The organism is Pseudomonas sp. LBUM1659 (assembly GCF_059716045.1).
In genome coordinates, this window is the sequence record NZ_CP166797.1 from 3,788,978 (window position 1) to 3,812,444 (window position 23,467).

Here is a 23,467-nt window from a genome sequence, read left to right on the forward strand (position 1 = left end):
GCCACCCCGACCCGGTCATTCGGGTTGGGGTGGTCCAAAGGCAGGCTCGATCCCGTTGTACAAAAGCATCGAACTATTTATCGCGAGTGGACGCTTGCGTTGACACATTACCCAGCGCAGGCGTTACACCAGGAATACCGCCAAGCGTTTCTGCAAAAACCACTGCGGCTATAACGCCGTCGTCCCCTTTCGCCGTTCGGGAGGTATAGGCCTGGCGTCGTTCGATCCAGCGGCGCAGTGCCAATAGCAGCGCGCTGACAAAGCCATACATGACCGTCACGATAAACGCGGACTGAAGCAGTGTTTGCGGTGCGAAGCTGGATATCTGTTGTGATCGGCGCAACAGCTCCTCATAGGGAATGATGTAGCCCAGTGACGTATCTTGAACAATGGCCAGTACCGCACTTATCAAGGCCGGCAACATAAGTTTTAACGCCTGTGGCAGCACAATCCACAACATCGCCTGGTGCTCTCGCATGCCGATAGACAGTGCTGCTTCACGCTGCCCTCGGCCCAAAGAAAGAATCCCTGTGCGCACGATTTCCGCCGTCATTGCACTGTGATGCAACACCATGCCGAATACCAGATACCCCAAGGCCGACCAATTGAGCCCCATGGAAGGCAATAGGATGACAGTAAACAGGATCAGCAACAGTAACGGTACTGCACGGAAACAGCCGATATAGGCAGCTGCCAGAGTACGTAACCAGAATTTGGAGGATAACCGCGCAACCGCCAATGGCACAGCGAGGCTGAACGCCAAAATCATACTGATCACGGCGGCGAGCAAGGTCGCCACCAGCCCATCAAACAAAAAGCGCAGCGTCCCCGGGTGGAGGAAAATCTCCCAACGTTTGGCGTCGAACTGACCGCTCTCGTCTAACCTCAGGCCCGCCGCAATCAGACCCGCGACCAGGAGTATCGCGCCGAGCGCTGAGATGAGTCGGTTACGCCTTCTGGCAATCGGCCCCGGTGGTTCGTACAACACATTATTGAAGCTCATCGGATCACCGCCATTTTTTGCTCCAGGTAGCGAAAGAACCAACCGGCGGGAAGGGTCAGCAACAAATAAGCAGCCATGGCGCCGAGGAAAGTCGGCACGGCCAGGGCCGTATCGAAGTTGATCCTTTGTGCGGTGTAGGTGATATCCGCGACACCAATCGCAGCACCAATCGCCGACGCCTTGATTTGAATGATGAACAGATTTCCCAGCGGTGCGATGACCGACTGCACCGCTTGCGGTAAAACCACTTCGCCGAGAATCTGATCAAAGCGCATCCCGATGCTGCGCGCGGCTTCGATCTGCCCCAGTGAAACGGTATTGATGCCCGCCCGTACCACCTCACAAATCCAGGCAGCGCTATACAAGCCCAGCACCAGGACCGTAGAGGTGAACAGCGAATAGATGAAGCCGAGCTTGGGCAATCCGAAGGTAAACAGCAGTAATAGAGCCAGAAGCGGCATCATTCGCATGAGCTCGACGTAACCGCTGGCGAACCAGCGAAATGTCGGCCATGGGCTTACCCTCATGACAGCCAAAAGCAGTCCCAGGACAATGGCTATGGCGAAGGACAGCAGGGTGAGCTCGACACTTATCGCGATACCCCCAAGAAAGCGCTCGATATAAGGCATCAACGTCACCCTCTGCAGATTTCTTTCTTATTGGATGACGGGTACTTGGGGCGCGCCCAAACCGGCTTCAAGTTCCTTGTCATACATTTTTTGCCACTGGCCATCACGGATCGACGTGCTCAGTTGCGAATTGATCCAGTCACGCCACACGTTGTCTTCCTTGACGACGGCAATCCCGTAGGGCTCCTCGGTAAAGGGGGTGCCGACTACGCGCATCTTGCCGGGTTGGCGCATCGACTCACCGACCAGCGTGGCGCCGTCGTCGACATAGGCATCGAAACGCTTGTCGATCAGTCCTTCCACGCACGCCGAGGCGTCGCTGAAGGTCACTATTTTGGCATTGGGCGCCACAGGTTTGAGGTTACGTTCAACGGTGGTGCCGCTCAGAACACAGACGGTTTTGGTGTCGAGGTCTGCGGTTTTATTGATCGAATGGTCGTCCGCCCTGACCAGCGAATCTTGCCCCGCCAAGTAATACGGACCGGCAAATCCAATGACCTGTTTGCGCTCATCAGTCACCGTCATTGTCGAGATGACCAGGTCGACGCGTTTGTTCTGCACCAACGGGATGCGGTTTTCCGGCGTAGTGCTGACCCACTCGATGTTGTCTTCCGAGCCCGTCAGCCGTTTGGCCAGCATCCTTGCCAACTCAGCCTCGAAACCCTCGACATTCCCGGTCATGGGATTGCGTGAGGAAAACATCAGCGTGTTCAGCGAGGTGCCAACGACCAGCTTGCCTCGCTCGTGAATTTTGGCCATGGTCGAATCGGCCGCGAATTTCTCTGTCGTGTCGGCCGACGCAACACCGGCGAACATGCAGGACGTCAGCAGGGAAAGGCTAAGAGCAACAAATCGGTTTGAGCGCATGGTGTATTTCTCTTGTTATTGTGGGTTCTACTGCGTGATTCAGTGTGCGAGTACTTTGGAAAGAAAATCGCGAGCACGCTCTGAGCGGGGAGCGCTGAAAAAAATCTCGGGTGGCGCACTTTCGACGATGCGACCGGCGTCCATGAAAACGATCCGGTCGGCAGCCGAGCGAGCAAAACCCATTTCATGGGTTACCACCACCATTGTCATGCCGCTGCGGGCCAATTCGACCATCACCTTCAGAACCTCGTTGACCATTTCAGGATCAAGTGCCGAGGTCGGCTCATCGAACAACATGACACTGGGCTTCATCGCCAGTGAACGCGCGAGCGCGACGCGCTGTTGCTGTCCACCCGACAACTCTGCGGGGTACGACTTCCCCTTGTGCCCCAAACCGACTTGATCGAGAAGCTGCATGGCCCATGCCTCGGCATCAAGACGATTCATGCCGAGTACTTTGCGTGGGCCCATCGCGACATTCTGCAAGGCTGTTCGGTGGGCAAACAAATTGAAGTTCTGGAAAACCATACCCACTTTGGCACGCATCTTCGCCAACGCACCGCCCTCTTCCGGAAGGCGTTCACCGTGCAGAAAAATCTCACCGCTATCAATCGCTTCCAGGCGATTGATGCACCGGCACAACGTCGATTTACCCGAGCCGGAGGGACCGATAATTACCACCACTTCACCGGGCTCTACTTGCAGGTCTACATCAAACAGCACCTGCTGGCTGGCGAAAAATTTGTTCACCGCCCGCAGTGAAATGGCTGGGGGTTTCTGATCCACTGAGCGCGTCGATAGCATGGCTTGTGCTCTGCATTAAATTTCTGATTCGTGCCTGCTGGCACTGCGCATTAGATGAATTTCAATTGCACAGTGGCTTTCAATTGACCCACCGGCGCGCCATTGCAATTGTTCAACGCGGGATCTGCCCACGGTGCCAAAAACCGATTCTCGCCTTCATCTTCCAACACGCCCAACTGCTTGAGCACCGAGATGGTGACGGCAAACACACTGGGAAAATCACCATCACTGACCTTGACCGCCACGCCCAGTCCGCGACTGCGGATCCCCACCGTCTGCACGCCATCAGCACCCGTTTTGGCGACCCAGTCGCCTTTGGAGGCAAGCGTGATTCCCAGATCGGATCGACCGGTACCGGAGACCATTTGCGGATAATGACGCATGGCGTCGAACAGTCGCTGCAAAACAGGACTGAGGCTTGTGTCGTTCCCGGCATCACCACTGGCCAGACGCGCCCATAACAGCGCAAGTCGCGACAGAGGCATTCCCAGGTTTGGCGCGTTACAGCCATCAGTTCCCGTCCAAAGCTGATTCTGCGGCAATCGCGTCAGCCCTGCGACGACCCGCTGGATATCGCGTTGCAAGGGATGCTCCGGTGCCAGGTAAGAACTGCTCGCTAGTCCGTGGAGGCGGCAGTAGGCTAGAAAACCGGTGTGTTTTCCGGAGCAGTTGTGGTGGCGTTGATCAAAGTGGAAACCTTTGGGCGGTAAATTGTCGCCACTGTAGAAGTCCGGCAAATGACAACCACACCCCAGGTCATGCGCTTCGTGACCGATTTTCGTCAACATTTTGCTCACGGCGTCGACATGCGACTCTTCCCCGGAATGACTGGCACACATCAGAGCGACCTGATCATCGGTGAAACCAAAGCGCTCGGGACCGCCGTCACGGACAAAAGGAACGGCCTGGAACGGCTTGAGCGTAGAACGGGAAAATGTCATGGATGCCGGGTCGCCAGCGTAGGCCAGTAACGCGCCCTCACTATCGACCACTGCCACTGACCCCCAATGGATTCGCTCCACATGTTCGTTTCGAGTGGCGATGGCGATTGGAACATGGGCAGGAAAATTCATAAGGTTCTTCAAACTCCAATGGGCGACGGGAGACACCGAGGTGCCCGCTGCGATGGAAATCAGTCTATATTCCGATAAAAACCGGTGGAACATCGAGCAAAGGAATTCGGTTTTGCACCCAGCGCAAAGGCAATCCATCTGAAATGAGTTCCGAAATTGCACGCATCGATCATCTAGGTGTGATGAGGGCCTTGGTGAAAGTCGTCGAGTTGGGTAGCTTTTCTGCCGCTGCCCGAGAGATGCACGTCTCGCCCTCAACCTTGACACGAACCATTTCGGCGCTTGAAAAGTCGCTGAACACCACCCTGCTCCATCGCACCACGCATATCGTCGCACTGACCGAGGCGGGGCAAATCTATCACGCGCGCGCGCTATCGATGATCGCCGACCTGGATGACACCTTACGTGTGGTCAGCGATCTCAACCTTGCACCCAGCGGCCCTCTGAAACTCACGTCACCCGTGGCGTTCGGCAGGCGCTTCCACGCGCCGCTTATCGCCCCCTTTCTAAAGATGTACCCCGGCATCCAGATGGACTTGCGCCTGACAGACAATCACAACGATATGATCGTCGGAGGCTTTGATCTGGATATCCATGAGGGTGAAAACCATTTGGAGAACTTGATCGCCTACCCGATTTGCCGCAACGATTCGCTGCTTTGCGCCACGCCTGAATACCTTGCACAGCATGGACATCCCCAATCGCCTGGGGATCTGAGCGCACATAACTGTCTGGTGTATGTACACCCGGATAGCGACCCCCATTGGTATTTTGTCCAGGAAGAGGAAAAGCACTCGATTTTCCCGCAGGGCAATCTTCAATCAGACAACTCGGAGTTGTTGCTCGAAGCGGTTTGTGGGGGGCTGGGAATAGCGGAATTCGAAATCTGGCTGGTGCGCGACCTGCTGTTGAACGGTCAATTGCAAATTGTCCTGCCGGACTATCGTTTCGTTAACTCGCTGACCGGAAGACAGATCTACATGGCCTACCTTCCCAATCGACGGTTTTCGACAAAGGTACGCGTGTTGCGCGAGTTTCTCGAAACCCGACTACAAGGCATTGGCGAATTACCTCCTGACTTCCTCCGTCATAAGGTGGAATAGACACCGGTGCAGAAAAAATCATTCCACCAGCGAAACCAGTCGCGGCTCAATCGAGTCCTCAAGCACCTCAACCAACGCCAGCGTCACTGGCAACTTGAAGCGCCGCCGCCCCGCGCTGCCGGGATTGAGAAATAAGCGGTCGCCGCGCCATTCGATGCGTGGCTTATGCGAATGCCCGGTGATCACCAGCTGGATGCCTTCATCCAGCACGACCGGAACATCGGCGATGTCATGCACCAGCAAAGTGTCCCATCCGTTCAGGTCAAAACGCAGGAGATCATCCAGCTGTTCTGCCCAAGACTCGCCCAGATCATTGTTCCCACGCACGACATGCAACGGAGCAATGGACGCCAGTTGATCGAGAATGTCACGGCTGCCAATGTCGCCCGCATGAATGATCCACTCACAGCCCTCCAGCGCAGCAACCGCTTCGGTGCGGAGCAATCCGTGGGTATCGGAAATCACGCCAATCTTCATGCATTACTCCAGATGAGGCTCGGAACTCGGGCGATCAAGGATCTACGTGCGCCATCAGTTCAGCAACCGATTCCTGGCGTTTGGCGTAGCGCTGGGCCAGCACCGCGCAGACCATCAACTGGATTTGATGGAACAACATCAGCGGCAGGATCAACACGCCGATGGTGCTGCCGGCGAACAGCACCTGGGCCATCGGCACACCGGTGGCCAGGCTTTTCTTCGAACCGCAGAACACGATGGTGATGCGGTCTTCCACATTGAAACCAAAGGCTTTGCCCAGCACCGTAGAGGCCACCAACACCAACCCCAGCAGTACGCAGCACGCCACCACCAGCCCGGCCAGTTCCCATAGCGGAATCTGGTGCCAGATGCCTTCGTTCACCGCTTCGCTGAACGCGCCGAAGACCACCAACAGAATCGAACCCTGATCCACGAACTTCAGCCAACTTTTGTTGCGCCCGACCCAGGCGCCGATCCAGCGCCGCGCGATCTGCCCGGCAATGAACGGCAGCAGCAGTTGCACGCTGATCTTAACCATCGCATCAAGGGTCGAGCCGCCATCGCCCTGCACATTCAACAGCAGCGTCACCAGAAGTGGCGTGATAAAGATCCCGAACAGACTGGACGCCGCCGCACTGCAAATCGCCGCCGGAATGTTGCCACGCGCCAGGGAGGTAAAGGCAATGGCCGACTGCACCGTGGCCGGCAGCGCGCAGAGGTAGAGCATGCCCATGTACAGATCGTCACCAATCAGCGGCGACAGCACCGGTTTGAGCGCCAGGCCGAGCAGCGGAAACAGCACAAAGGTCAGACTGAATACCAGCACATGCAGACGCCAATGTCCGGCACCGGCAATGATCGACTCGCGTGAAAGTTTGGCGCCATGCAGAAAAAACAGCAGGGCGATGGCGGTGTTGGTCAGCCACCCGAAGCCCACCGCGATCTGACCGCTGGCGGGCAACACGCTGGCGAGCAGCACGACGCCGATCAGGGTCAGGGTGAAGTTGTCAGGTAAGAAACGAGGGCGCGTCATCAGGGTCATCCGGGTTTGCCAGGAACGTGATCACGACTCTAACCCGTCCGAAGATTACCGACTAACGCTAGTAAGCCAGGAGATGTCGCCTAAAGGACAGGATGACCAGCGTTCTTGACGCATCATGCTGTTAGGTGGGAAAACATGGGCGGCCCGGATTCAAGCGTCGGGGAATTCAAGAATCAAGGAAGGCTCATGAAAACCCTACTGTGTTTACTGATCGCCACCGGCGTCGGCGCCGCGCTGCAATACGCCGGCATCCCCCACGGCCTGTTGCTGGGCTCGATACTCGCGAGCGCAATGATCGCCAGTAACCTGCGCTTCTCCCCTTCCCTGCGTTTCGGCCTCGGCTACGTGCAAATCGTACTGGGGATCGCGACCGGCCTGATGTTTACGTCGTGGGACAGCCACACGGTCGCGGCCATCTTGCCCAGCCTGGGCGTCATGCTGCTGTGCCTGATGGTGCAAAGCGCGGTGGCCGGTTTTGCGCTGCTGAAAATCGCCGGATGGAACCGCAAGGATACCCTGCTGGCCGTCTACCCCGGCGCACTCGCGGCGGTATTTGACCTGCTCGAATCCGAACGCGCGTCCAGCAAGGTGATCGTCGTGCATCTGGTGCGACTGCTCTCCATCACCCTCCTCGTCAGCTTTTGCATTCCCGGACAGGCAGACGTGGCGATTGCCCAAAGCAGCCCGTTGGACTTGAGTCTGGCGCTGAGCCTGCTGTCGCTGATCGCCCTGTGCCTGTTGCTCGGTCGTTTGCTGTTGAACGTTGGCGTGCCGGCACCGTTCATGCTCACCGCCATCGTGCTCACCGGCGTTTACGTCAAGACCGGCTACTTGCAGGGCTTTCACATGCCGTCATGGAGTGTCGACTCCGCTGCCATCCTGCTCGGTGTGCTGATCGGCTCGAAATTCAAGGACATCAGCTTCGCCGAACTTGTTCGCCACGGGCGTGCCGCGCTGATGTCCGTTGGTCTGATGCTGCTGATCGCCGCAGCGTTTGCCAGCGTGGCCGGGCGGGTTGGGGGCAGCGATCCTTGGTCGTTATGGCTGGCCTACATGCCGGGCGCCATCGAGACCATCTCCATGGTCGCCTTCAGTGGCGGGCTGAACGTTGTGTTCATCCTGACTCATCATCTGGTGCGCATGGTTGTGCTGCACTGTGCGCCGGCACTGGTGGTTCAGGCGCGACGATGGCGGGAGGATGTTTGATCAGCCGTCTGGAGGCATCGTACATGCGTCGTATCGGAGGAAAGGATTAAACGGGAGAGATCGTGGCCAGGGCACCAATCAAAATGGTCAGCACCAGAAATCCACCCAGGAAAATTGCCATCTTGCCCATTGGGGCCTCCTACATTATGAGTTCGCTGTGTGCCGCCATTGTGAGCCTGCCACTGAGTGCATTACAGAGGCAGATAGCGCAGGAAAATACGGATCAGCACTTCGAACCTGCAGGACCTACGGGCCGCGTTCGCACGATTTTTTAAAAGTTAAAAACGAAAAAACCCCGCCCCACTGAAGTGGGACGGGGCCTTCTACTGCACTAATCGCTGTTTACAGATCAGTGATTTCCTTGTGGCGTGGCACCAGCATCTTCATCACGCTCCATGCCACCAGATAGGCTACCGAACAGATAGCGAACATGATCATGTAGCCGGTGTGGATATCGTTGATCGATTTATAGTAGTCGAACACATAACCGCCAACCTTGGTCATCACGACACCACCCAAACCACCCGCCATACCGCCAATGCCGACCACCGAAGCGATGGTTTTTTGCGGGAACATGTCGGACACCGTCGTGAAGATATTGCACGACCACGCCTGATGCGCCGATGCGCCAACGCCAATCAGCAACACAGGGACCCAAAAGCTGATGTATCCGAATGGCTGAGCCAGCAGCACCACCAACGGGAACAGCGCGATCACCAGCATGGCTTTCATGCGACCGTCATACGGCTTGTCGCCGCGGGACATGAAGTAGCTCGGGAACCAGCCGCCACCAATACTGCCGATCATCGTCAAGCTGTACAACACGGCCAGTGGCGCCACGATGGCCGCTCCCTTCATGCCGTATTGCGCCGCCAGGTAGGTCGGAAGCCAGAACAGGAAGAACCACCACACGCCATCGGTCATGAACTTGCCGAAGGCAAACGCCCAAGTCTGGCGGTAAGTCAGCAACTTGAACCACGATACTTTTTTGGCAGCGACACCCGACACTTCCGGGGTGGTTACTTGCACAGGTTCATCGCTACGGATGTATGCCAGTTCCTCCGCCGACAGACGCTTTTGCTGATCCGGCTTCTGGTAGAGCGCAATCCAGACGGCGACCCAGACGAAGCCCAGCATGCCGATCACGATAAAGGCCGCTTCCCAGCCCCAGAGAGCCGCAATCAACGGTACGCATATTGGTGCCAGGACCGCCCCCACGTTGGCACCGGAGTTGAAGATACCGGTGGCGAATGAGCGTTCTTTCTTCGGGAAGTACTCTGCGGTGGCCTTGATCGCGATCGGGAAGTTACCCGCTTCACCAATCGCCAGAACCGCGCGAGACAGCATGAAACCGGCAATCGAGACCGGAATGACGGCAAGGCCGAGCGCGCTGCTCAGGGCGCCAATGCCCTCACCCATCGGCACCGCGAAGGCGTGCATGACCGCACCCGTGGACCAGATGCCAATCGCCCATATATAAGCTTTCTTGGTACCGATCTTGTCGACGAAACGGCCGGCGAACAGCATGGAAATCGCGTACACAAACTGGAAAACCGAGGCGATGTTGGCGTAGTCGGTGTTACTCCAGCCAAACTGCGTCGACAGTTGCGGCGCCAGCAAACTCAGTACCTGGCGGTCCAGGTAATTGACGGTTGTGGCAAAAAACAACAGCGCACAGATCGTCCAGCGGTATTTGCCGACCGTTTGGCCGACGCGTTGCGCATTCGCATTGATGGGCTCGTTCAGATTCATGGCATCACTTTATTATTGGATTATGGTGATGATCTCTCGGTTTCAAGCGAGATCAATAGTGTCGTAGAGCATCGCCAAGACGCGAAGAGTCCGCGCCAAGGCTGGTCAGATTCAGCCGGGTCTTGCGATCAACTTATGCTGTACCCCGCCGCCGTTTGCATCACGCGCAGTGCAATTGCTGGTGGCTGGAGCTGGGCGTGTAGCGAGTGCTAGCAGGGGTTTGGCGGAGCAGTCGCCTGTGACGGAACTGACTGTGCAGGCGCGCAAGCAGACAAGATCAGGCCAGAGGAAGCGACGTTGAGGGGGATGAGTACGCAAGTTGAATTCATGATGGGGCCGACACTCTTTTTATTTTTTGGCATGAACAGTCGACGTATCGTCTGTCGTCGTACAACTGTGCCTTTTATATCGAGTTCAAGGGTGGGCTGTCAATATCAAAGATAGCCGTTGGTCTTGACGAGGATTGCTTGTGAAAATTTCGATTTCTTAAAGAACTCGCTGGGTACAGGATCATCAACCGTATGAATTGTTGGCCATTGACGACGGGATGTTAGGTCCTGGAACATCAAGCCATGTTGTACGATGACAGATGTTCACAGTGCGGAAGCGGGAGTTCAATCACCCACATTGGGTTGCTCCCCCACCTATTCAGGCAAAAAGCCACCTATTTAGAGGAATATCCCCCACCACTCAGTTGTGTCATTTGGGAAATACTCCCAATCAAACCCCTAATAACCCTGAACTTTTTTCCCCCTTTTGCGGTTGGCCCGACTTTTGCCACAGCCCCTTACAGCGCAGTAGCTGTCGTTTCCGTTGGGGACGGCGGGATTCGCCATTTGGCATGACGCGAGGGGAACACAATGAAAAACGCTGCTTCGGCGTTCAGTTCGCTCAACTTCCTGAGGAAATGGGGTGTAGCCGCTGTCATTTTCTTCAGCCTGGCTAAGGCCGGTGCAGCACCGCTCGATGATGTAAGCCCGCCACCGCCCACTGACCCTTCAGCCTTCAACAATCCGCCTGCCGATCCCAAAGCTGCGTTGGAAGCCTTGGAAACAATGCCGGCAGCCAACCAGGGGGCCATTGCCCTGCCCAATGGCGTGTTCGGCGACCGTGACACGCCGCGTGCAGACAACGTGCTGCCGCCGAATGTGCAGACCTCGTTCAACTTCCCTACCAACGGTAAACCCAGCCCCTTGTTCGGGGCTCTACCCTTTACCCAGCAATTACTGCTGTTCGAGGAATTCGGCACGGAGAAACTCGACCCGACGACCCCGGCACCGCCCTTGACCTTCCCCGTCCCCACCGTCGGCCCGGCGCCTGCGCAGGACCCGAACAGCGTTGCTCGCAGCGCCCCGTCGAGCGCGGCACTGGATGCGTTCATGCGCCAGCCTGGTCTGTTCCCGTTCCCATCGCAGTTCTCCAACGTACTGGACCGCAATCCGTGGAAGGCGCAGATCGAAAGCTTTCTCAACCGCCATCCGGTCGGCTCGCCCGCCGAAGGTCGGCCACCGGGAAAAGGTTGGTCGCATCAGCGCTGGAACGAGTTCTACCCGCAAGTCGCGTACAAAACCGTGCAAGTGGGCGCGCGGGTCAACACCGGCATGCGTGACCGCAGGCAATTGCACAACTACGCCGTCGGTGAATTCGGGCCGGGCGGGCTCTACTATCAGACCTCTGACATCCCGACCACGACGGGCACCACCAAAGGCATCGATACGCGCTTCCACCCAAGTTTCCCCCTGCAAAATCACAACGCCTTGTGGACTTTCGACGGTACCTTTCCGGCAAAATTGCTGATGGTGCGGTATGGCCAACCGGTGCTGATGCGTCACTACAACGCCCTGCCCATCGACCCCGCGGCCAATATGGGATTCGGTCTGCACACCATCAGCACCCACGAACATAACGGCCACTCCCCGGCCGAAAGCGATGGCTACACCAACGCGTTTTTCTTTCCAGGGCAGTACTACGACTATCGCTGGCCGCTGCAACTGGCCGGTTACGACACCATCAACACCGATGCCCATGATCCACGTGCTGCGTTCCCCTGCGCACCGGGCGAAAAACTTTTCGTCAACGACGCCAGCCCAGGCCTGAAGACCTGTGAAAACGGCAGCATCAAGATTCGTGGCGACTGGCGTGAAACCATGAGTACCCACTGGTTCCATGACCACATGCTCGATTTCACCGCGCAGAACGTCTACAAGGGCAACGCGGTGATGATGAACTACTACAGCGCCCTGGATCGCGGCAACGAAGCGCTGGAAGATGGGGTCAACCTGCGCCTGCCCAGCGGTTCGGCACTGCCCTGGGGCAACCGTGACTACGACGTCAATCTTGTGGTCGCGGACAAAGCCTGGGACGCCAACGGTCAGTTGTGGTTCAACCCGTTCAACACCGACGGCTTTCTCGCCGACCAGATCCTGGTCAACTGGCAGTACCAGCCGCGCCTGAAAGTGCGCGCACGCAGTTATCGTTTCCGCATTCTCAACGGCTCAGTGTCGCGCTACTTCAAGATTGCCGTGGTGCGTGAAATCGCCGGCAACGGAGGCGAATTCCCCGGCCCGCGCGGCTCAGGCGTCTCCTACAATCGCGTGCCGTTCCACATGATTGGCAACGATGGCAACATCATGGAACACGCCGTGCCCTTCGACGGCAGCATGGACCTGGACGGTGACGGCGATAAACAGCGGCACAACGCGATCCTGCCGACGCAGGCAATCGCCGAGCGTTACGACATCATCATTAACTTCGCGAAAAACGGCATCCAGCCCGGCGACAAGCTGTACTTCGTCAATCTGATGGAACACCAGACAGGCAAGGGCCCGCAGAAAGAGGAAGTGAGCCTGGCCGACGTGCTGTCGGAGGAGTACAAGGCTGAGCTCAAGCAAACCAGCAAAGGGCCGATGTGGGACAAGGGTGACCCGGTGGTGGGCAAGTTTTTGCAACTGTTGGTGCAACCTTACTCCGGCCAGGACGTGAGCATGAACCCGGCCGACTATGAACCCGCCAAACCGGGCAAAGCGGCCGGCAAGAAAATGATCCCGTTGACCATCGATCGAGACAATCCCACCGACCAGGCCAAACTCAAGGTGGCGCGGCATCGCGAGTTCATTTTCGGTCGCTCCGATGGCACCGACGAAGCACCCTGGACCGTCAAGACCGACGGCGGTTTCGGCTACGCCATGGACCCGCGGCGGATTAGTGCCGCCCCGCAATTGGCCAACGGCCCGACGGACGCCGGATTCTCCGGCGACGGCACCCTCGAAGTATGGAAAATCAAGAACGGCGGTAACGGCTGGAGCCATCCGGTGCACGTGCATTTCGAAGAAGGCATCATCCTCAGCCGCGACGGTAAAGCACCACCGGAATGGGAAAAATGGGCGCGCAAGGATGTCTATCGCGTCGGCCAGGAGATCGACAGTTCGGTGGATGTGGACATGGCGATCCATTTCCGTGAGTTCGCCGGTACGTTCGTCGAGCATTGCCACAACACCCAGCACGAGGACAACTCGATGCTGTTGCGTTGGGATGTCGAGCATCCCGGCCAGTTCCAGTTGATGCCAACGCCCCTGCCAGGCTGGGACGGTGTCACCTACGTGGCTTCTGCGGCCCTGCCGACCTTCCGCAGCGGCGATAACGATGAGGATCACGAAGGCGATAACCAAAAACCGGTGGCCAACCCCGACAGTGCCATCAGCAGTAACGGCCTCCCGCTGACCATCAATGTGCTGGCCAACGACACCGACCCCGATGGTAATCTGCCGCTAAAAGTGGTGGGCCTGAACCAGCCGGATTCGGGCAAGGGCACGGTCAGCACCGACGGTGTGCGCGTGATCTACACCCCACCGCCTATCGTCCCTGCACCGTTCACCGCGACCTTCACCTATAACGCCAGCGACGCCAAGGATGCGGTCTCGGACAAACCGGCAACGGTGTCCGTGGCGGTGTCAGCAGCGGCGGTCAACGAAGACCTGGTGGTCACCAGCGCTTCGGTCACTGCCCGCAGCAACAGCCGCTACACCTGGGACCTGGCCGGCACCACCTCGCGAGGCACGGGCAACACCATCACCGTAACGGCCTCGACCACTGCGGGCCCGGTGAGCCTTGGCACGGCCAGTCTGACCCCGACCGGTACCGGCGCTCGCTGGCGGATATCGGTGACGACTACCGGCAGTGGCCCGTCGCCCAACCCGACCATCACCATTAACTCAGCGTTCGGCAAGACGGTGACGGCGCCGGTTGTCTCTCACTGAGCCCTCAACAGAACGTTAGCGATGAGAGCCTCACAAGTCTTTCGAGGCTCTCTCCCGCTGATCCTCCAATCGCCCTGAACGAGATCAAACAGGGTCCGGAATCAAATGCACTTCGCCGCGCAATGGCAAGGTCGCTGAGGCGGGCTTCAGGGCAAAACGCGAAACGGGGCGACTCAGACCATAATGCTCGCGCAGCGTACTGCCCGCATATTCATGGCGGAACAGCCCACGCTTGCGCAGGATCGGCAGCACTTCATCGAGGAACACTTCAAAGCCCTCGGGGAACGCTGGCGGCATCACATTGAAACCATCGGCAGCGCCACTGCGGAACCACTGCTCAATCAGGTCGGCAATCTGCACCGGCGTACCGACCGGAACCCAATGCCCGCGAGCACCGGCCAGGCGATTGATCAGCTGGCGCAGCGTCGGTTTCTCGCGGTCGACGATGTCGAGGATCAGCTTGAAGCGACTGGACTGGCTCTCGTTGCTATCGAAATTGACCAGGTGGCGCGGGAATGGCGCATCCAGATCGTGACCGGACAGGTCGACCCCCAACATGCGGCGCAGTTGACCGAGTGAAACATGCGGCAGCACCAGGTCATTGAGCTCGTCGAATTTGCGCTGGGCTTCGGCTTCGGTGCTGCCGATGTACGGGCTGATGCCCGGGAGAATTTTCAGCTGGCGAGGATCGCGCCCCCCCGCCTTCACCCGAGCGCGGATATCGTTGGCGAATTCGGTCGCGCTTTGCAGGGTCTGGTGCGCGGTGAAAATCGCTTCGGCATGCCTGGAGGCGAAATCACGACCATCCTCGGAAGACCCGGCCTGCACCTGCACCGGTCGCCCCTGCGGGGAGCGTGGCGAATTGAATGGGCCTTTGACTTTGTAGTAAGTGCCCACGTGGTTGATCGAATGCACCTTGTCACTGTCGGCAAACACCCCGGAAGTCTTGTCCAGCACCAGCGCATCGTCCTCCCAGCTGTCCCACAGGTCGCCGACCACCTGCACGAATTCTTCGGCCTGAGCATACCGGTCATGAGCCGACGGATGTTGGTCCAGGCCAAAATTGGCGGCTGCAGCCGCCATGGAAGTGGTGACGATGTTCCAACCGGCGCGGCCCTTGCTGAGGTGATCCAACGCACTGAACGAGCGGGCCAGATTGTAAGGCTCGCTGTAGGTAGTGCTGGCCGTGGCGATCAGGCCTATGCGTTGGGTCACCGCAGCAATTCCCGCCAGCCAGGTAACGGGTTCGAAACGAATGCGCAGACCTTCACGCCCGCTTTCGGCCAGTGACGGCGAATCAGCGAAGAAAATCGCATCAAGCTTCTCGCGTTCAGCGCGTAGCGCCAGTTGCTGGTAATACCCAATATCCATGGAAGCTTCCGGCACCGACTGCGGGTGACGCCAGGCGGCTTCGTGATGGCCGTTCGGGTAGATGAATAGGTTGAGGCTGAGCTGACGTTCGGACATTTCCCGTTCCCTGAAAAAAACAAGCATGAAAAATATGGGCTTGCGCGCGGCGCAGAGGCTCAGTGCAGCTCGGCGAAATCGCTCAGCACATCGTCGCGCAGGGCGATGAAGCGGCCGTCACTGCGGTTGCGCGGGCGCGGCAGATCGATGTCGAGAATGCGCCGAATGCGGCCAGGATTCGGTTGCATCACCACCACGCGATCGCCCAGGAATACCGCCTCATCAACATCGTGGGTGACCAGGATCATGGTGATTTTTTCCTTGGCCCAAATGTTTTGCAGCTCGCCCTGCAGGCGCGCACGGGTCAAGGCATCGAGCGCACCCAGCGGTTCATCCAGCAAGAGCACGCTCGGTCGATTGACCAGGCCGCGGGCTATCGCCACGCGTTGCGCCATGCCGCCGGATATCTGATGCGGATAGGCATCGATAAAGTCTTGCAGGCCGACCAGTTCGATGTGCTCGCGTACGGTCTCGCGTTTCTGCGCAGCGCTCAGGTGTGAATTCTTGAGCCCGACCGCGACGTTTTGCTCGACGTTGAGCCAAGGGAACAAACGGTGATCCTGAAAGACGATGCCGCGTTCCAGGCCAGTGCCTTCGATGGGTTTGCCATCCAGCAGGATGCGCCCGTCGTATTCTTCGTCCAGGCCAAGAATCAGTCGCAGCAGCGTGGATTTACCGCAGCCGCTGGCACCGACGATACTGATGAACTCGCCAGGCGCAATGTCGAGCTGGAGGTTGTCGAGTACTTGCAACTGCGTCGAACTGCCCGGTCGGGAAGCGAAACGCTTGCTGATGTTTTCCAGGGTCAGGCTGTTGTTGAGCATGTTGCGATCCTTTTGAAAGTGCCAATCAACGAGGAGCGATGCCATACAGGCGCTGCATCTGCCGCTCAAGTGTCCGGGCCAATGCGTTGAGACCCCATCCCACCAGGCCGATAACCACCATTCCAAACAACACCAGGTCCATCATGAAATGTTCGCTGCCATCAATCAGCGTGTTGCCAATCCCCTCCCCCGATACCAGCAGGTATTCAGCGCCGATGGTCGCCAGCCAGGAATAGACCAGCGCCAGATAAAGCCCGGTAAAAATCGACGGCAAGGCAGCGGGCAGCATCACCCCGATGATGGTTTGCCAACGGGTGAAGCCGTACACCCGCGCCACTTCCAGCAGGTTGGGCGGGACGTTGCGCAAACCGTCACAGGTATTGACCACCACAGGCACCAGTGCTGCCAAAGACAAGAACACCACCTTGGCCACATCGCCCAGGCCGAACCACACCGAGATCAACGGGATCCAGGCGAACAGCGATATTTGCTTGAAGGTATTGAAACTCGGCCCGACCACGCGTTCGAAATTCCGCGACAGGCCCAGCAGGCAACCCAGCACCAGACCTAGTGTGGTACCGATGAAAAAGCCACTGAGGTTGCGCGCCAGGCTGGCAGAAATGGCCCGCCAGAATTTGCCCGAGGCGATTTGATCCCAGGCCGTAACCGCCACTTTTTCTGGCGAAACGAACAACCCCGAATGACTCCAGCCCTGGTTCGACGCCAGCCACCACACGGCGATGACGGAAATGGGCAAGACCCAACCGCGATATCGGCGGCTACCGCTACCTACTGACAAGATCGCGCTCATGACAGGCGCCCCCCGGCAGTTGGCCGACCCCGATTGAGGCGTTTCTCCGCGTATTCGAAACCGCGGTCTATGAACAGACCGAGTGCACCCACTACCACAACGGCCGCCATCACCAAGTCCAATTGAAACAGCTGACGCCCATAGACGATCAGGTAACCCAACCCCTCACTCGATGCCACCAACTCGACCACCACCAGAGACAACCAGGCTTTGGTGAAGCCCAGACGCAAACCGGTAAACAGCGTCGGGACAGCCGCTGGCAAGACGATGGAGATGACGCTTTGCCGAGGACTGAAGCCGTAGGCCCGGCCGACTTCCAACAACCCTTTGGGCGCCTGGCGGAAAGCCTGCAAGGTACACAGCGTGATCGGCACCAAGGCCGCCTTGGCAATCAGCACATACTTGAGCGTCTCGCCAATGCCGAACAGCAACAGGGCAAACGGTAACCAGCCCAGTACCGGTATTTGCACCAGTGCGTTGAAGGTAGGCAAGAGATAATCCTCTAGCGTCCTGGACAGTCCCATGGCCAGGCCCAGCGCTATGCCGATAAAGGCGCCCAATGTAAATCCGACGACAACCCGCTGCAGGCTGGCGGACGCGTTCAGCCAGAGATCACCGCTGGTGACCAGGTCCGACAAGGTCTGGTAGACGTAGACTGGCGGGGGCAGCACCTGCTCTGAAAGCCAGCCGCGTTCCACCCCCAGGTACCATAAGCCCAGCAATACCAGCGGCAACAGCCAGGGCAAGGCCTTGTCAACCAGACTGAAGGGCCTGGCTGACTGGCGCGGCACTTCAATCTTGCGAACTGGGCGGACCGGTGACGGTGGAAAACGTTTAACGTTGTCGCTCGGCAATGCCGGCGCCGCATACGGCTCTAGTCTGACGGTCTGTGCCCTGGCCATTTGCCTAGCTCCCTTGCTTGCTAGTCGCGGCCGCTACTGCATTACCAGCCGGCGGTTTGCCATCCAGACCGTAGGGCGTCCAGTAGTTCTCAAGCCCCTTGGTTTTGAGAGACTTTTGCAAATAGCTGGTCTCGAACCAGCCATCGATACTGACGGGGCGACGGATCAGCTTTTCTTCCTTGGCTTGATCCGCCACGGCCTGATAGCGGCCAAGCAGGAAGTTGTCGACCAGAGGCGAGGCTTTGTCCCTGATGCTCACCCCGGTAAAGTCGGCGCGTAGTGATTCTGCCGGTTCATTACTCTTGGCCCATTCCGTGAAGACCGCGTCACGATTACTGTCTTCCGACGTCCACTTCGCCGCATCCACCAGCGTATCGACGACTTTCTGTACGTTGTCCGGATGTTCTTTTTCATAGGCACCCCGAACGACCAGTGCGGTCTGTCGGGTGTAGCGCACATCTTGAGTGGGGTTGTCGTAAACGATGTCGATCAGGCCCTGATCACGCAGCTTGAACAACTCGCGCCCGCCGAATGCGGCATCTACCCCATTGGATACCAGTGCAGCCTGAGTGCTGCCGGTATCGAGGTTGATGACCTTGATATCGCGTTCGGTAAGACCATGCTCCGCCAAGAGATTGATCGACACCAGATGGCCGTTGGTGCCACGAAAGATCGCCACCTTCTTGCCTTTCAGGTCATCGATACCTTTGATGTCAGATCCCTTGGGAACGGCCAGGTAAAGATTGGCACGTACGCCCAGTGCGGCCAGCAGTTTGGTGTCCAGCCCATTGGAGCGCCCGACGACGGCGGGCAGATCGCCCTGGTAGGCGAAGTCAAGTTGCTGGTTTGACAAGGCTTCGTTTACCGCGGGACCAGCCCCCTTGAAAAAGAACCATTGCACTTCAGTTCCGGTTCCCGCGAAGGCTTTTTCCAGCCGTTGCTGATTGCGCACGATGCCCAGGGTCGACCCACTGAACGTCACCGGGTCACCGCCTCCAGCTGTCGCTACACCAATGCGCAATACATCGGCCTGGGCCAGGGGGATGGCAAGAACCGTAGCCAGTGCTGCAGCGATGCTGCATTTGAGAAACAGGGGAATACCTTTGAGTTCCATGTTCAAGCCTTCCTTGTGTCAATGAGACCCGCTTGTCAGGCGGCGAGATGTTTTTTGTCGGCTTCGGTTTTCGGCGAGCGGGTATCCGGGCTTGGCTTGAGCGCTTGGCTCAAGCGACCATCCACCCCGACCGGCACATCACCGTCGATGGTGGTCCGGCGCACGATACGCTGGGCATCGCCGTAGTCGTTGATCGCGATGTGCTGCGTGGCGCGGTTATCCCAGATCACCACATCGCCCTCCTCCCAGCGCCAGCGCACAGTGTTGTCGACATGAGTAATACGGTCGTGAAACAGGCGAATCAGTTGTTTCGAATCGTTATTGCTTACTCCCTGTATCTGTTTGACAAAGTGCCCCAACAACAAACTTCTTTCACCCGACTCCGGGTGCACCCGCACTAAGGGATGTTCGGTCTCGTAGACTTCAGCGGTAAACTGTTCGCGGTAACGTTTAAGACCCGACTCATGGGTATTACGCGGCGCCGCATAGTCATATAAGTTGGTGTGCAACGCGCGTAGATTATCGGCCAGTTGTTTCAATGGCTCGGGCAAGTCGGCGTAGGCCGCCGCAGTATTGGCCCACACCGTATCGCCGCCATAAGGTGGAATAACCACACCGCGCAAGATGGATATTTTCGGGTAATTGGCAACAAAGGTGACATCGGTGTGCCAGGAATTGGCTCGAGTTTCCTTGGCGTCCAGGTGCAGAATGGCGGCGCTTTCTTCAGCAGAGCGCACGGTCGGATGCGGCACCTGATCCCCAAAGCGCCGGGAAAAAGCTTCGTGCTCGGCGTCATCCAGATGTTGGTTGCGAAAGAACAGCACTTTATATTTCAGCAGTGCCTGATTAATAAATTTGAAATCCCCAGCACTAATGTGCTCACCTAATTTCACGCCTTCCAGTTGCGCGCCAATTCGACCAGCGACCGGTTTAATTTGAATGGCCATCGAGCTACCTCCTGTCTCACGAGTTGTTGTGGGGCAGATCATAAAGACATAAAAGCAGCCGTGACTAATCACAAATTATTCTAAAGATATAAGAACAGCCATATAGCAAAACCTTTACCACGCCCGGAGAAAAGCTATAAGCCAAGTGGTATTAGCTCATAACTTTTTAGTTGGTTTAACGAACGAGTTTGATCCACATCGAAACCGACGTCGCCAAGGAGGCTAAAATCCATTAAACATTAGGTCTGAGCGCTTCAGCGATCTTCTGGAATTAAACTCTTTCAATAAAATTGGCTGAAAGGCTGCACAGCAGATGTCTTCAGCATTCGACAGAGAGTGCGGATCATTGGCCTGTTTTTCTATTTTCGCGGCGGCGGGGTTTTTCTTTTCCAGCAAGAAAATTTATTGACCTTCAGATTGGCCACCTGCAAGCGCTGGTCAGCGCCTTCTCATCGAAAACAAACTGTCTGTACCTAATGGCAAAAGGCATACAGCAACCAGACATTCGAAGCTTGGCTAGCGCAGCCTCGATTCGGACCAATGCTACTGCAACAGTTCGCACACGCACCGTAAAAGTACTCAGTTCAAACAATCGCATAACCTGCTCCGCTCATTCGTTGCCCTTAGCCTAAACCAGAGCCTCAAAGGCGAGATATTGAGACGAACCCCTTGGTGTACGGCGATCACCTTAGTGCTCTAGGTAGTTTCTTTATGGCAACAGTCAGCAGCTCAGCCCATGCACAGAAAATAAACCCCCTTTTCGCACAGCAAAAAAAGCCATACATCCTGATTCGGTCAGCGCAGACATATCCAACAAAAAAGCCTGAGGAGGCGAACGCAGTACAGGATGCTGCGTTCGCCTGTCACTCAATGCGGCGCGCGAGGAATCGTCTTGAGCAGGTCTTCGGGACTGATGTGGCCAACGATCGGTTCCGAGACACTGCCCGGCAGCGGCAGGTCAAGGATGTGGCCCTTGATCTTGCCGATGACGTGCATTTCGCAAGGTTTGCAGTCGAACTTCAGGGTCAGCACCTCGTCACCGTGCACCAGTTGCATCGGCGCGACCTTGGTGCGTACACCGGTGACGCCTTTGGCTTGCTTGGGGCAGAGATTGAAGGAGAAACGCAGGCAGTGCTTGGTGATCATCACCGGCACTTCCCCGGTTTCTTCATGGGCCTCAAACGCTGCGTCGATCAGCTTGACGCCGTGGCGGTGATAGAAGTCCCGAGCCTTCTGGTTGTAGACGTTGGCCAGGAATGACAAGTGCGATTCCGGATACACCGGCGGCGGATTGGTTTCTGCCTTGCGATGACCTCTTGGGTGGGCGAGCAGACGGGCCACGGTCAACGCGTCAATCACTTCGCGGCGCAAGGCTTTGAGCTGCGAGTTGGGAATGAAGAACGCCTGAGGTGCATCCAGTTCGATGGCGGTGGCGTGGTAGTCCGTGGTGCCCAATTGACCGAGCAGATCGCGCAGTTGCTCCAAAGCCTGCTCCGGCTTGTTGGCCAGACCGAACGGACCGTCCAGAGACAAGCTGGCACAGACGCCCTCCTCGCTCGTGGCGGTCAGTTGCAGGCGCTGCTCGTCAAGACGTGCCACCCAACTCAAACCGATACGACGCTCGGCGGAGGTCTTCTGCAAGGCTTGCTGCCAGTTATGGTCAAGGTTGCGGCTCAGTGGATGGTTGGGCCGCAACTTGAACATCCCGTCCGGCATCTCGTTGGGTTCGATACGGTAGCGATAGCGCTTCTGGCCCTCTTCGAGGAATTCACCCTTGGGCTCGGCGATGTTGGCGCGAAAGCCCACAACATCGCGCTTGATCTGCACGTTAAGGCCGTCACCATTGGACAGCGGTTCAAAGGTCACCACCTGCAAATCACGCTTGCCCACCTTCTCCACCACGCCCACCGACAAGCCAGTGAAGGTCGGTGAGTCGAAGGCGCCGATGTCGATCTTGCGCTCACTGACGAAATAGTCGGTGCTGCCACGGTGGAAGGTCTTGTCCGGGTCGGGCACGAAGAAGTGTGCGGTGCGGCCGCTGGATGCCCGAGCCAGATCCGGACGATCTTCAAGCACGTCGTCCAGACGCTGACGGTAATAGGCCGTGATGTTCTTCACATACCCCATGTCCTTGTAGCGCCCTTCGATCTTGAACGAGCGAACGCCGGCTTCGACCAACGCACGGATGTTGGCGCTCTGATTGTTGTCTTTCATCGACAGCAGGTGTTTTTCGTAGGCGACTACGCGGCCCTGGTCGTCCTTGAGGGTATAAGGCAAACGACAGGCCTGGGAGCAGTCGCCACGGTTGGCGCTACGACCGTTCTGTGCGTGGGAAATATTGCACTGCCCGGAGAACGCCACACACAACGCGCCGTGGATGAAAAATTCGATCGCCGCATCGGTCTCGTCGGCGATGGCGCGAATCTCTTGCAGGTTCAGCTCGCGAGCCAGTACCAGTTGGGAGAAGCCAGCCTGGTCAAGGAACTTTGCCCGCGCCAGTGTCCGGATGTCGGTCTGGGTGCTGGCGTGCAGCTCGATCGGCGGGATATCCAGCTCCATCACGCCCAGATCCTGAACGATCAACGCGTCGACGCCAGCATCGTACAGCTGGTGGATCAGCTTGCGCGCCGGCTCCAGTTCGTTGTCATGCAGAATCGTGTTGATAGTGGTGAACACCCGGGCGTGGTAGCGACGGGCGAACTCCACGAGCTGGGCAATATCGCTGACTTCGTTGCAGGCGTTGTGGCGAGCGCCGAAGCTCGGGCCACCGATGTACACGGCGTCGGCACCATGCAGGATGGCCTCGCGAGCGATGTTCACGTCACGGGCGGGGCTGAGCAGTTCAAGGTGATGTTTGGGCAGAGACATATTTTTTTTCTGGTTTGTCACGGTCGAGGTGCGCATTGTAACGGCCAAAAGCCGGATGGGCACGTGGGGCGACGCAATGGAGCCTGTCACTCACCCGTGACATCCAGAGCGTCAAGGGTCTCGGTCCTGACAGGCGACTTTCGGCTGTGGATTCAACCGTTCAATGCAACACGATGAGTTCAGGCGCCGAAGATTACGGACGCCTCAACCATGATGTGTTCGTCTAAAAAAGGCGAAAAACGTTGGATCGTTATCGTGCCCGCGCCTTTTGAGTAATAGCGTAAATTTCCAATGCGGCTATAACTTTGAGGTTTGCAGTTAT

The 23,467-nt window shown here is 57.5% G+C and carries 18 protein-coding genes; 3 read left to right on the forward strand and 15 right to left on the reverse strand.

Annotation, left to right across the window (positions count from 1 at the left end; all coding sequences use genetic code 11):
- Positions 1 to 73: 73 nt before the first annotated feature.
- The 5 genes from ACA048_RS17165 to ACA048_RS17185 are packed head-to-tail and all read right to left on the reverse strand — an operon-like array spanning position 74 to position 4,376.
- Positions 74 to 1,003 carry an amino acid ABC transporter permease gene (locus tag ACA048_RS17165; RefSeq protein WP_497625488.1) on the reverse strand — a complete coding sequence of 310 codons (930 nt, stop codon included), beginning with the start codon at positions 1,001 to 1,003 and terminating at the stop codon, positions 74 to 76.
- Entirely contained in the window at positions 1,000 to 1,632 is a 633-nt protein-coding gene (locus ACA048_RS17170) for an amino acid ABC transporter permease (RefSeq protein ID WP_310351108.1), read from the reverse strand. The genes ACA048_RS17165 and ACA048_RS17170 overlap by 4 nt, the downstream gene beginning before the upstream one ends.
- A gap of 27 nt (positions 1,633 to 1,659) precedes the next feature.
- The gene (locus ACA048_RS17175) at positions 1,660 to 2,499 is read right to left on the reverse strand and encodes a glutamate ABC transporter substrate-binding protein (RefSeq protein WP_497625489.1); all 840 of its coding nucleotides are present in this window, start codon (positions 2,497 to 2,499) and stop codon (positions 1,660 to 1,662) included.
- Positions 2,500 to 2,538: 39 nt separating this feature from the next.
- Positions 2,539 to 3,303, reverse strand: a complete 765-nt coding sequence (locus ACA048_RS17180) for an amino acid ABC transporter ATP-binding protein (protein ID WP_497625490.1) — start codon at positions 3,301 to 3,303, stop codon at positions 2,539 to 2,541.
- 50 nt (positions 3,304 to 3,353) lie between these two features.
- The gene (locus ACA048_RS17185) at positions 3,354 to 4,376 is read right to left on the reverse strand and encodes an asparaginase (RefSeq protein ID WP_497625491.1); all 1,023 of its coding nucleotides are present in this window, start codon (positions 4,374 to 4,376) and stop codon (positions 3,354 to 3,356) included.
- A 143-nt stretch (positions 4,377 to 4,519) separates the two neighbouring features.
- On the opposite strand from ACA048_RS17185, the gene ACA048_RS17190 reads away from it, so the two are divergent.
- Positions 4,520 to 5,479 carry a LysR family transcriptional regulator gene (locus tag ACA048_RS17190; RefSeq protein WP_497625492.1) on the forward strand — a complete coding sequence of 320 codons (960 nt, stop codon included), beginning with the start codon at positions 4,520 to 4,522 and terminating at the stop codon, positions 5,477 to 5,479.
- A gap of 18 nt (positions 5,480 to 5,497) precedes the next feature.
- Here ACA048_RS17190 and ACA048_RS17195 read toward each other — a convergent pair whose 3' ends face one another.
- Entirely contained in the window at positions 5,498 to 5,956 is a 459-nt protein-coding gene (locus tag ACA048_RS17195) for a metallophosphoesterase family protein (RefSeq protein WP_497625493.1), read from the reverse strand.
- 34 nt (positions 5,957 to 5,990) lie between these two features.
- Positions 5,991 to 6,989: a bile acid:sodium symporter family protein gene (locus ACA048_RS17200; RefSeq protein WP_497625494.1), complete on the reverse strand. Its 999-nt coding sequence runs from the start codon at positions 6,987 to 6,989 to the stop codon at positions 5,991 to 5,993.
- A gap of 195 nt (positions 6,990 to 7,184) precedes the next feature.
- Between ACA048_RS17200 and ACA048_RS17205 the strand changes: the two genes are divergently transcribed.
- Positions 7,185 to 8,204, forward strand: coding sequence for an AbrB family transcriptional regulator (locus ACA048_RS17205; RefSeq protein WP_497625495.1), 1,020 nt, complete (start codon positions 7,185 to 7,187; stop codon positions 8,202 to 8,204).
- A 342-nt stretch (positions 8,205 to 8,546) separates the two neighbouring features.
- On the opposite strand, the gene ACA048_RS17210 is transcribed toward ACA048_RS17205, so the two are convergent.
- Entirely contained in the window at positions 8,547 to 9,956 is a 1,410-nt protein-coding gene (locus tag ACA048_RS17210) for an MFS transporter (protein ID WP_497625496.1), read from the reverse strand.
- 860 nt (positions 9,957 to 10,816) lie between these two features.
- On the opposite strand from ACA048_RS17210, the gene ACA048_RS17215 reads away from it, so the two are divergent.
- Positions 10,817 to 14,212 carry an Ig-like domain-containing protein gene (locus tag ACA048_RS17215; protein WP_497625497.1) on the forward strand — a complete coding sequence of 1,132 codons (3,396 nt, stop codon included), beginning with the start codon at positions 10,817 to 10,819 and terminating at the stop codon, positions 14,210 to 14,212.
- Positions 14,213 to 14,296: 84 nt separating this feature from the next.
- Here ACA048_RS17215 and ACA048_RS17220 read toward each other — a convergent pair whose 3' ends face one another.
- The 7 genes from ACA048_RS17220 to ACA048_RS17250 form a co-directional block, all read right to left on the reverse strand.
- Positions 14,297 to 15,679 carry an LLM class flavin-dependent oxidoreductase gene (locus tag ACA048_RS17220; protein WP_497625498.1) on the reverse strand — a complete coding sequence of 461 codons (1,383 nt, stop codon included), beginning with the start codon at positions 15,677 to 15,679 and terminating at the stop codon, positions 14,297 to 14,299.
- Between the two features lie 59 nt (positions 15,680 to 15,738).
- Positions 15,739 to 16,503 (reverse strand): ABC transporter ATP-binding protein, encoded by a 765-nt coding sequence (locus ACA048_RS17225; protein WP_497625499.1) that lies wholly within the window; start codon positions 16,501 to 16,503, stop codon positions 15,739 to 15,741.
- 25 nt (positions 16,504 to 16,528) lie between these two features.
- Positions 16,529 to 17,314 carry an ABC transporter permease gene (locus tag ACA048_RS17230; RefSeq protein ID WP_497625500.1) on the reverse strand — a complete coding sequence of 262 codons (786 nt, stop codon included), beginning with the start codon at positions 17,312 to 17,314 and terminating at the stop codon, positions 16,529 to 16,531.
- Positions 17,311 to 18,216, reverse strand: a complete 906-nt coding sequence (locus ACA048_RS17235) for an ABC transporter permease (RefSeq protein WP_497625501.1) — start codon at positions 18,214 to 18,216, stop codon at positions 17,311 to 17,313. Before ACA048_RS17235 ends, ACA048_RS17230 begins: the two co-directional genes overlap by 4 nt.
- A gap of 4 nt (positions 18,217 to 18,220) precedes the next feature.
- Positions 18,221 to 19,330, reverse strand: coding sequence for an ABC transporter substrate-binding protein (locus ACA048_RS17240; RefSeq protein ID WP_497625502.1), 1,110 nt, complete (start codon positions 19,328 to 19,330; stop codon positions 18,221 to 18,223).
- 35 nt (positions 19,331 to 19,365) lie between these two features.
- Positions 19,366 to 20,277 carry a TauD/TfdA dioxygenase family protein gene (locus ACA048_RS17245; RefSeq protein ID WP_497625503.1) on the reverse strand — a complete coding sequence of 304 codons (912 nt, stop codon included), beginning with the start codon at positions 20,275 to 20,277 and terminating at the stop codon, positions 19,366 to 19,368.
- Positions 20,278 to 21,144: 867 nt separating this feature from the next.
- Positions 21,145 to 23,145: a peptidase U32 family protein gene (locus ACA048_RS17250; RefSeq protein ID WP_497625504.1), complete on the reverse strand. Its 2,001-nt coding sequence runs from the start codon at positions 23,143 to 23,145 to the stop codon at positions 21,145 to 21,147.
- Positions 23,146 to 23,467 lie beyond the last annotated feature (322 nt).

What these genes read in the sequence shown, in the direction of transcription:
- ACA048_RS17165 (WP_497625488.1), bottom strand. Translation starts at nt 1,003, where the DNA reads ATGAGCTTCAATAATGTGTTGTACGAACCACCGGGGCCGATTGCCAGA.
- ACA048_RS17170 (WP_310351108.1), bottom strand. Translation starts at nt 1,632, where the DNA reads ATGCCTTATATCGAGCGCTTTCTTGGGGGTATCGCGATAAGTGTCGAG.
- ACA048_RS17175 (WP_497625489.1), bottom strand. Translation starts at nt 2,499, where the DNA reads ATGCGCTCAAACCGATTTGTTGCTCTTAGCCTTTCCCTGCTGACGTCC.
- ACA048_RS17180 (WP_497625490.1), bottom strand. Translation starts at nt 3,303, where the DNA reads ATGCTATCGACGCGCTCAGTGGATCAGAAACCCCCAGCCATTTCACTG.
- ACA048_RS17185 (WP_497625491.1), bottom strand. Translation starts at nt 4,376, where the DNA reads ATGAATTTTCCTGCCCATGTTCCAATCGCCATCGCCACTCGAAACGAA.
- ACA048_RS17190 (WP_497625492.1), top strand. Translation starts at nt 4,520, where the DNA reads ATGAGTTCCGAAATTGCACGCATCGATCATCTAGGTGTGATGAGGGCC.
- ACA048_RS17195 (WP_497625493.1), bottom strand. Translation starts at nt 5,956, where the DNA reads ATGAAGATTGGCGTGATTTCCGATACCCACGGATTGCTCCGCACCGAA.
- ACA048_RS17200 (WP_497625494.1), bottom strand. Translation starts at nt 6,989, where the DNA reads ATGACGCGCCCTCGTTTCTTACCTGACAACTTCACCCTGACCCTGATC.
- ACA048_RS17205 (WP_497625495.1), top strand. Translation starts at nt 7,185, where the DNA reads ATGAAAACCCTACTGTGTTTACTGATCGCCACCGGCGTCGGCGCCGCG.
- ACA048_RS17210 (WP_497625496.1), bottom strand. Translation starts at nt 9,956, where the DNA reads ATGAATCTGAACGAGCCCATCAATGCGAATGCGCAACGCGTCGGCCAA.
- ACA048_RS17215 (WP_497625497.1), top strand. Translation starts at nt 10,817, where the DNA reads ATGAAAAACGCTGCTTCGGCGTTCAGTTCGCTCAACTTCCTGAGGAAA.
- ACA048_RS17220 (WP_497625498.1), bottom strand. Translation starts at nt 15,679, where the DNA reads ATGTCCGAACGTCAGCTCAGCCTCAACCTATTCATCTACCCGAACGGC.
- ACA048_RS17225 (WP_497625499.1), bottom strand. Translation starts at nt 16,503, where the DNA reads ATGCTCAACAACAGCCTGACCCTGGAAAACATCAGCAAGCGTTTCGCT.
- ACA048_RS17230 (WP_497625500.1), bottom strand. Translation starts at nt 17,314, where the DNA reads ATGAGCGCGATCTTGTCAGTAGGTAGCGGTAGCCGCCGATATCGCGGT.
- ACA048_RS17235 (WP_497625501.1), bottom strand. Translation starts at nt 18,216, where the DNA reads ATGGCCAGGGCACAGACCGTCAGACTAGAGCCGTATGCGGCGCCGGCA.
- ACA048_RS17240 (WP_497625502.1), bottom strand. Translation starts at nt 19,330, where the DNA reads ATGGAACTCAAAGGTATTCCCCTGTTTCTCAAATGCAGCATCGCTGCA.
- ACA048_RS17245 (WP_497625503.1), bottom strand. Translation starts at nt 20,277, where the DNA reads ATGGCCATTCAAATTAAACCGGTCGCTGGTCGAATTGGCGCGCAACTG.
- ACA048_RS17250 (WP_497625504.1), bottom strand. Translation starts at nt 23,145, where the DNA reads ATGTCTCTGCCCAAACATCACCTTGAACTGCTCAGCCCCGCCCGTGAC.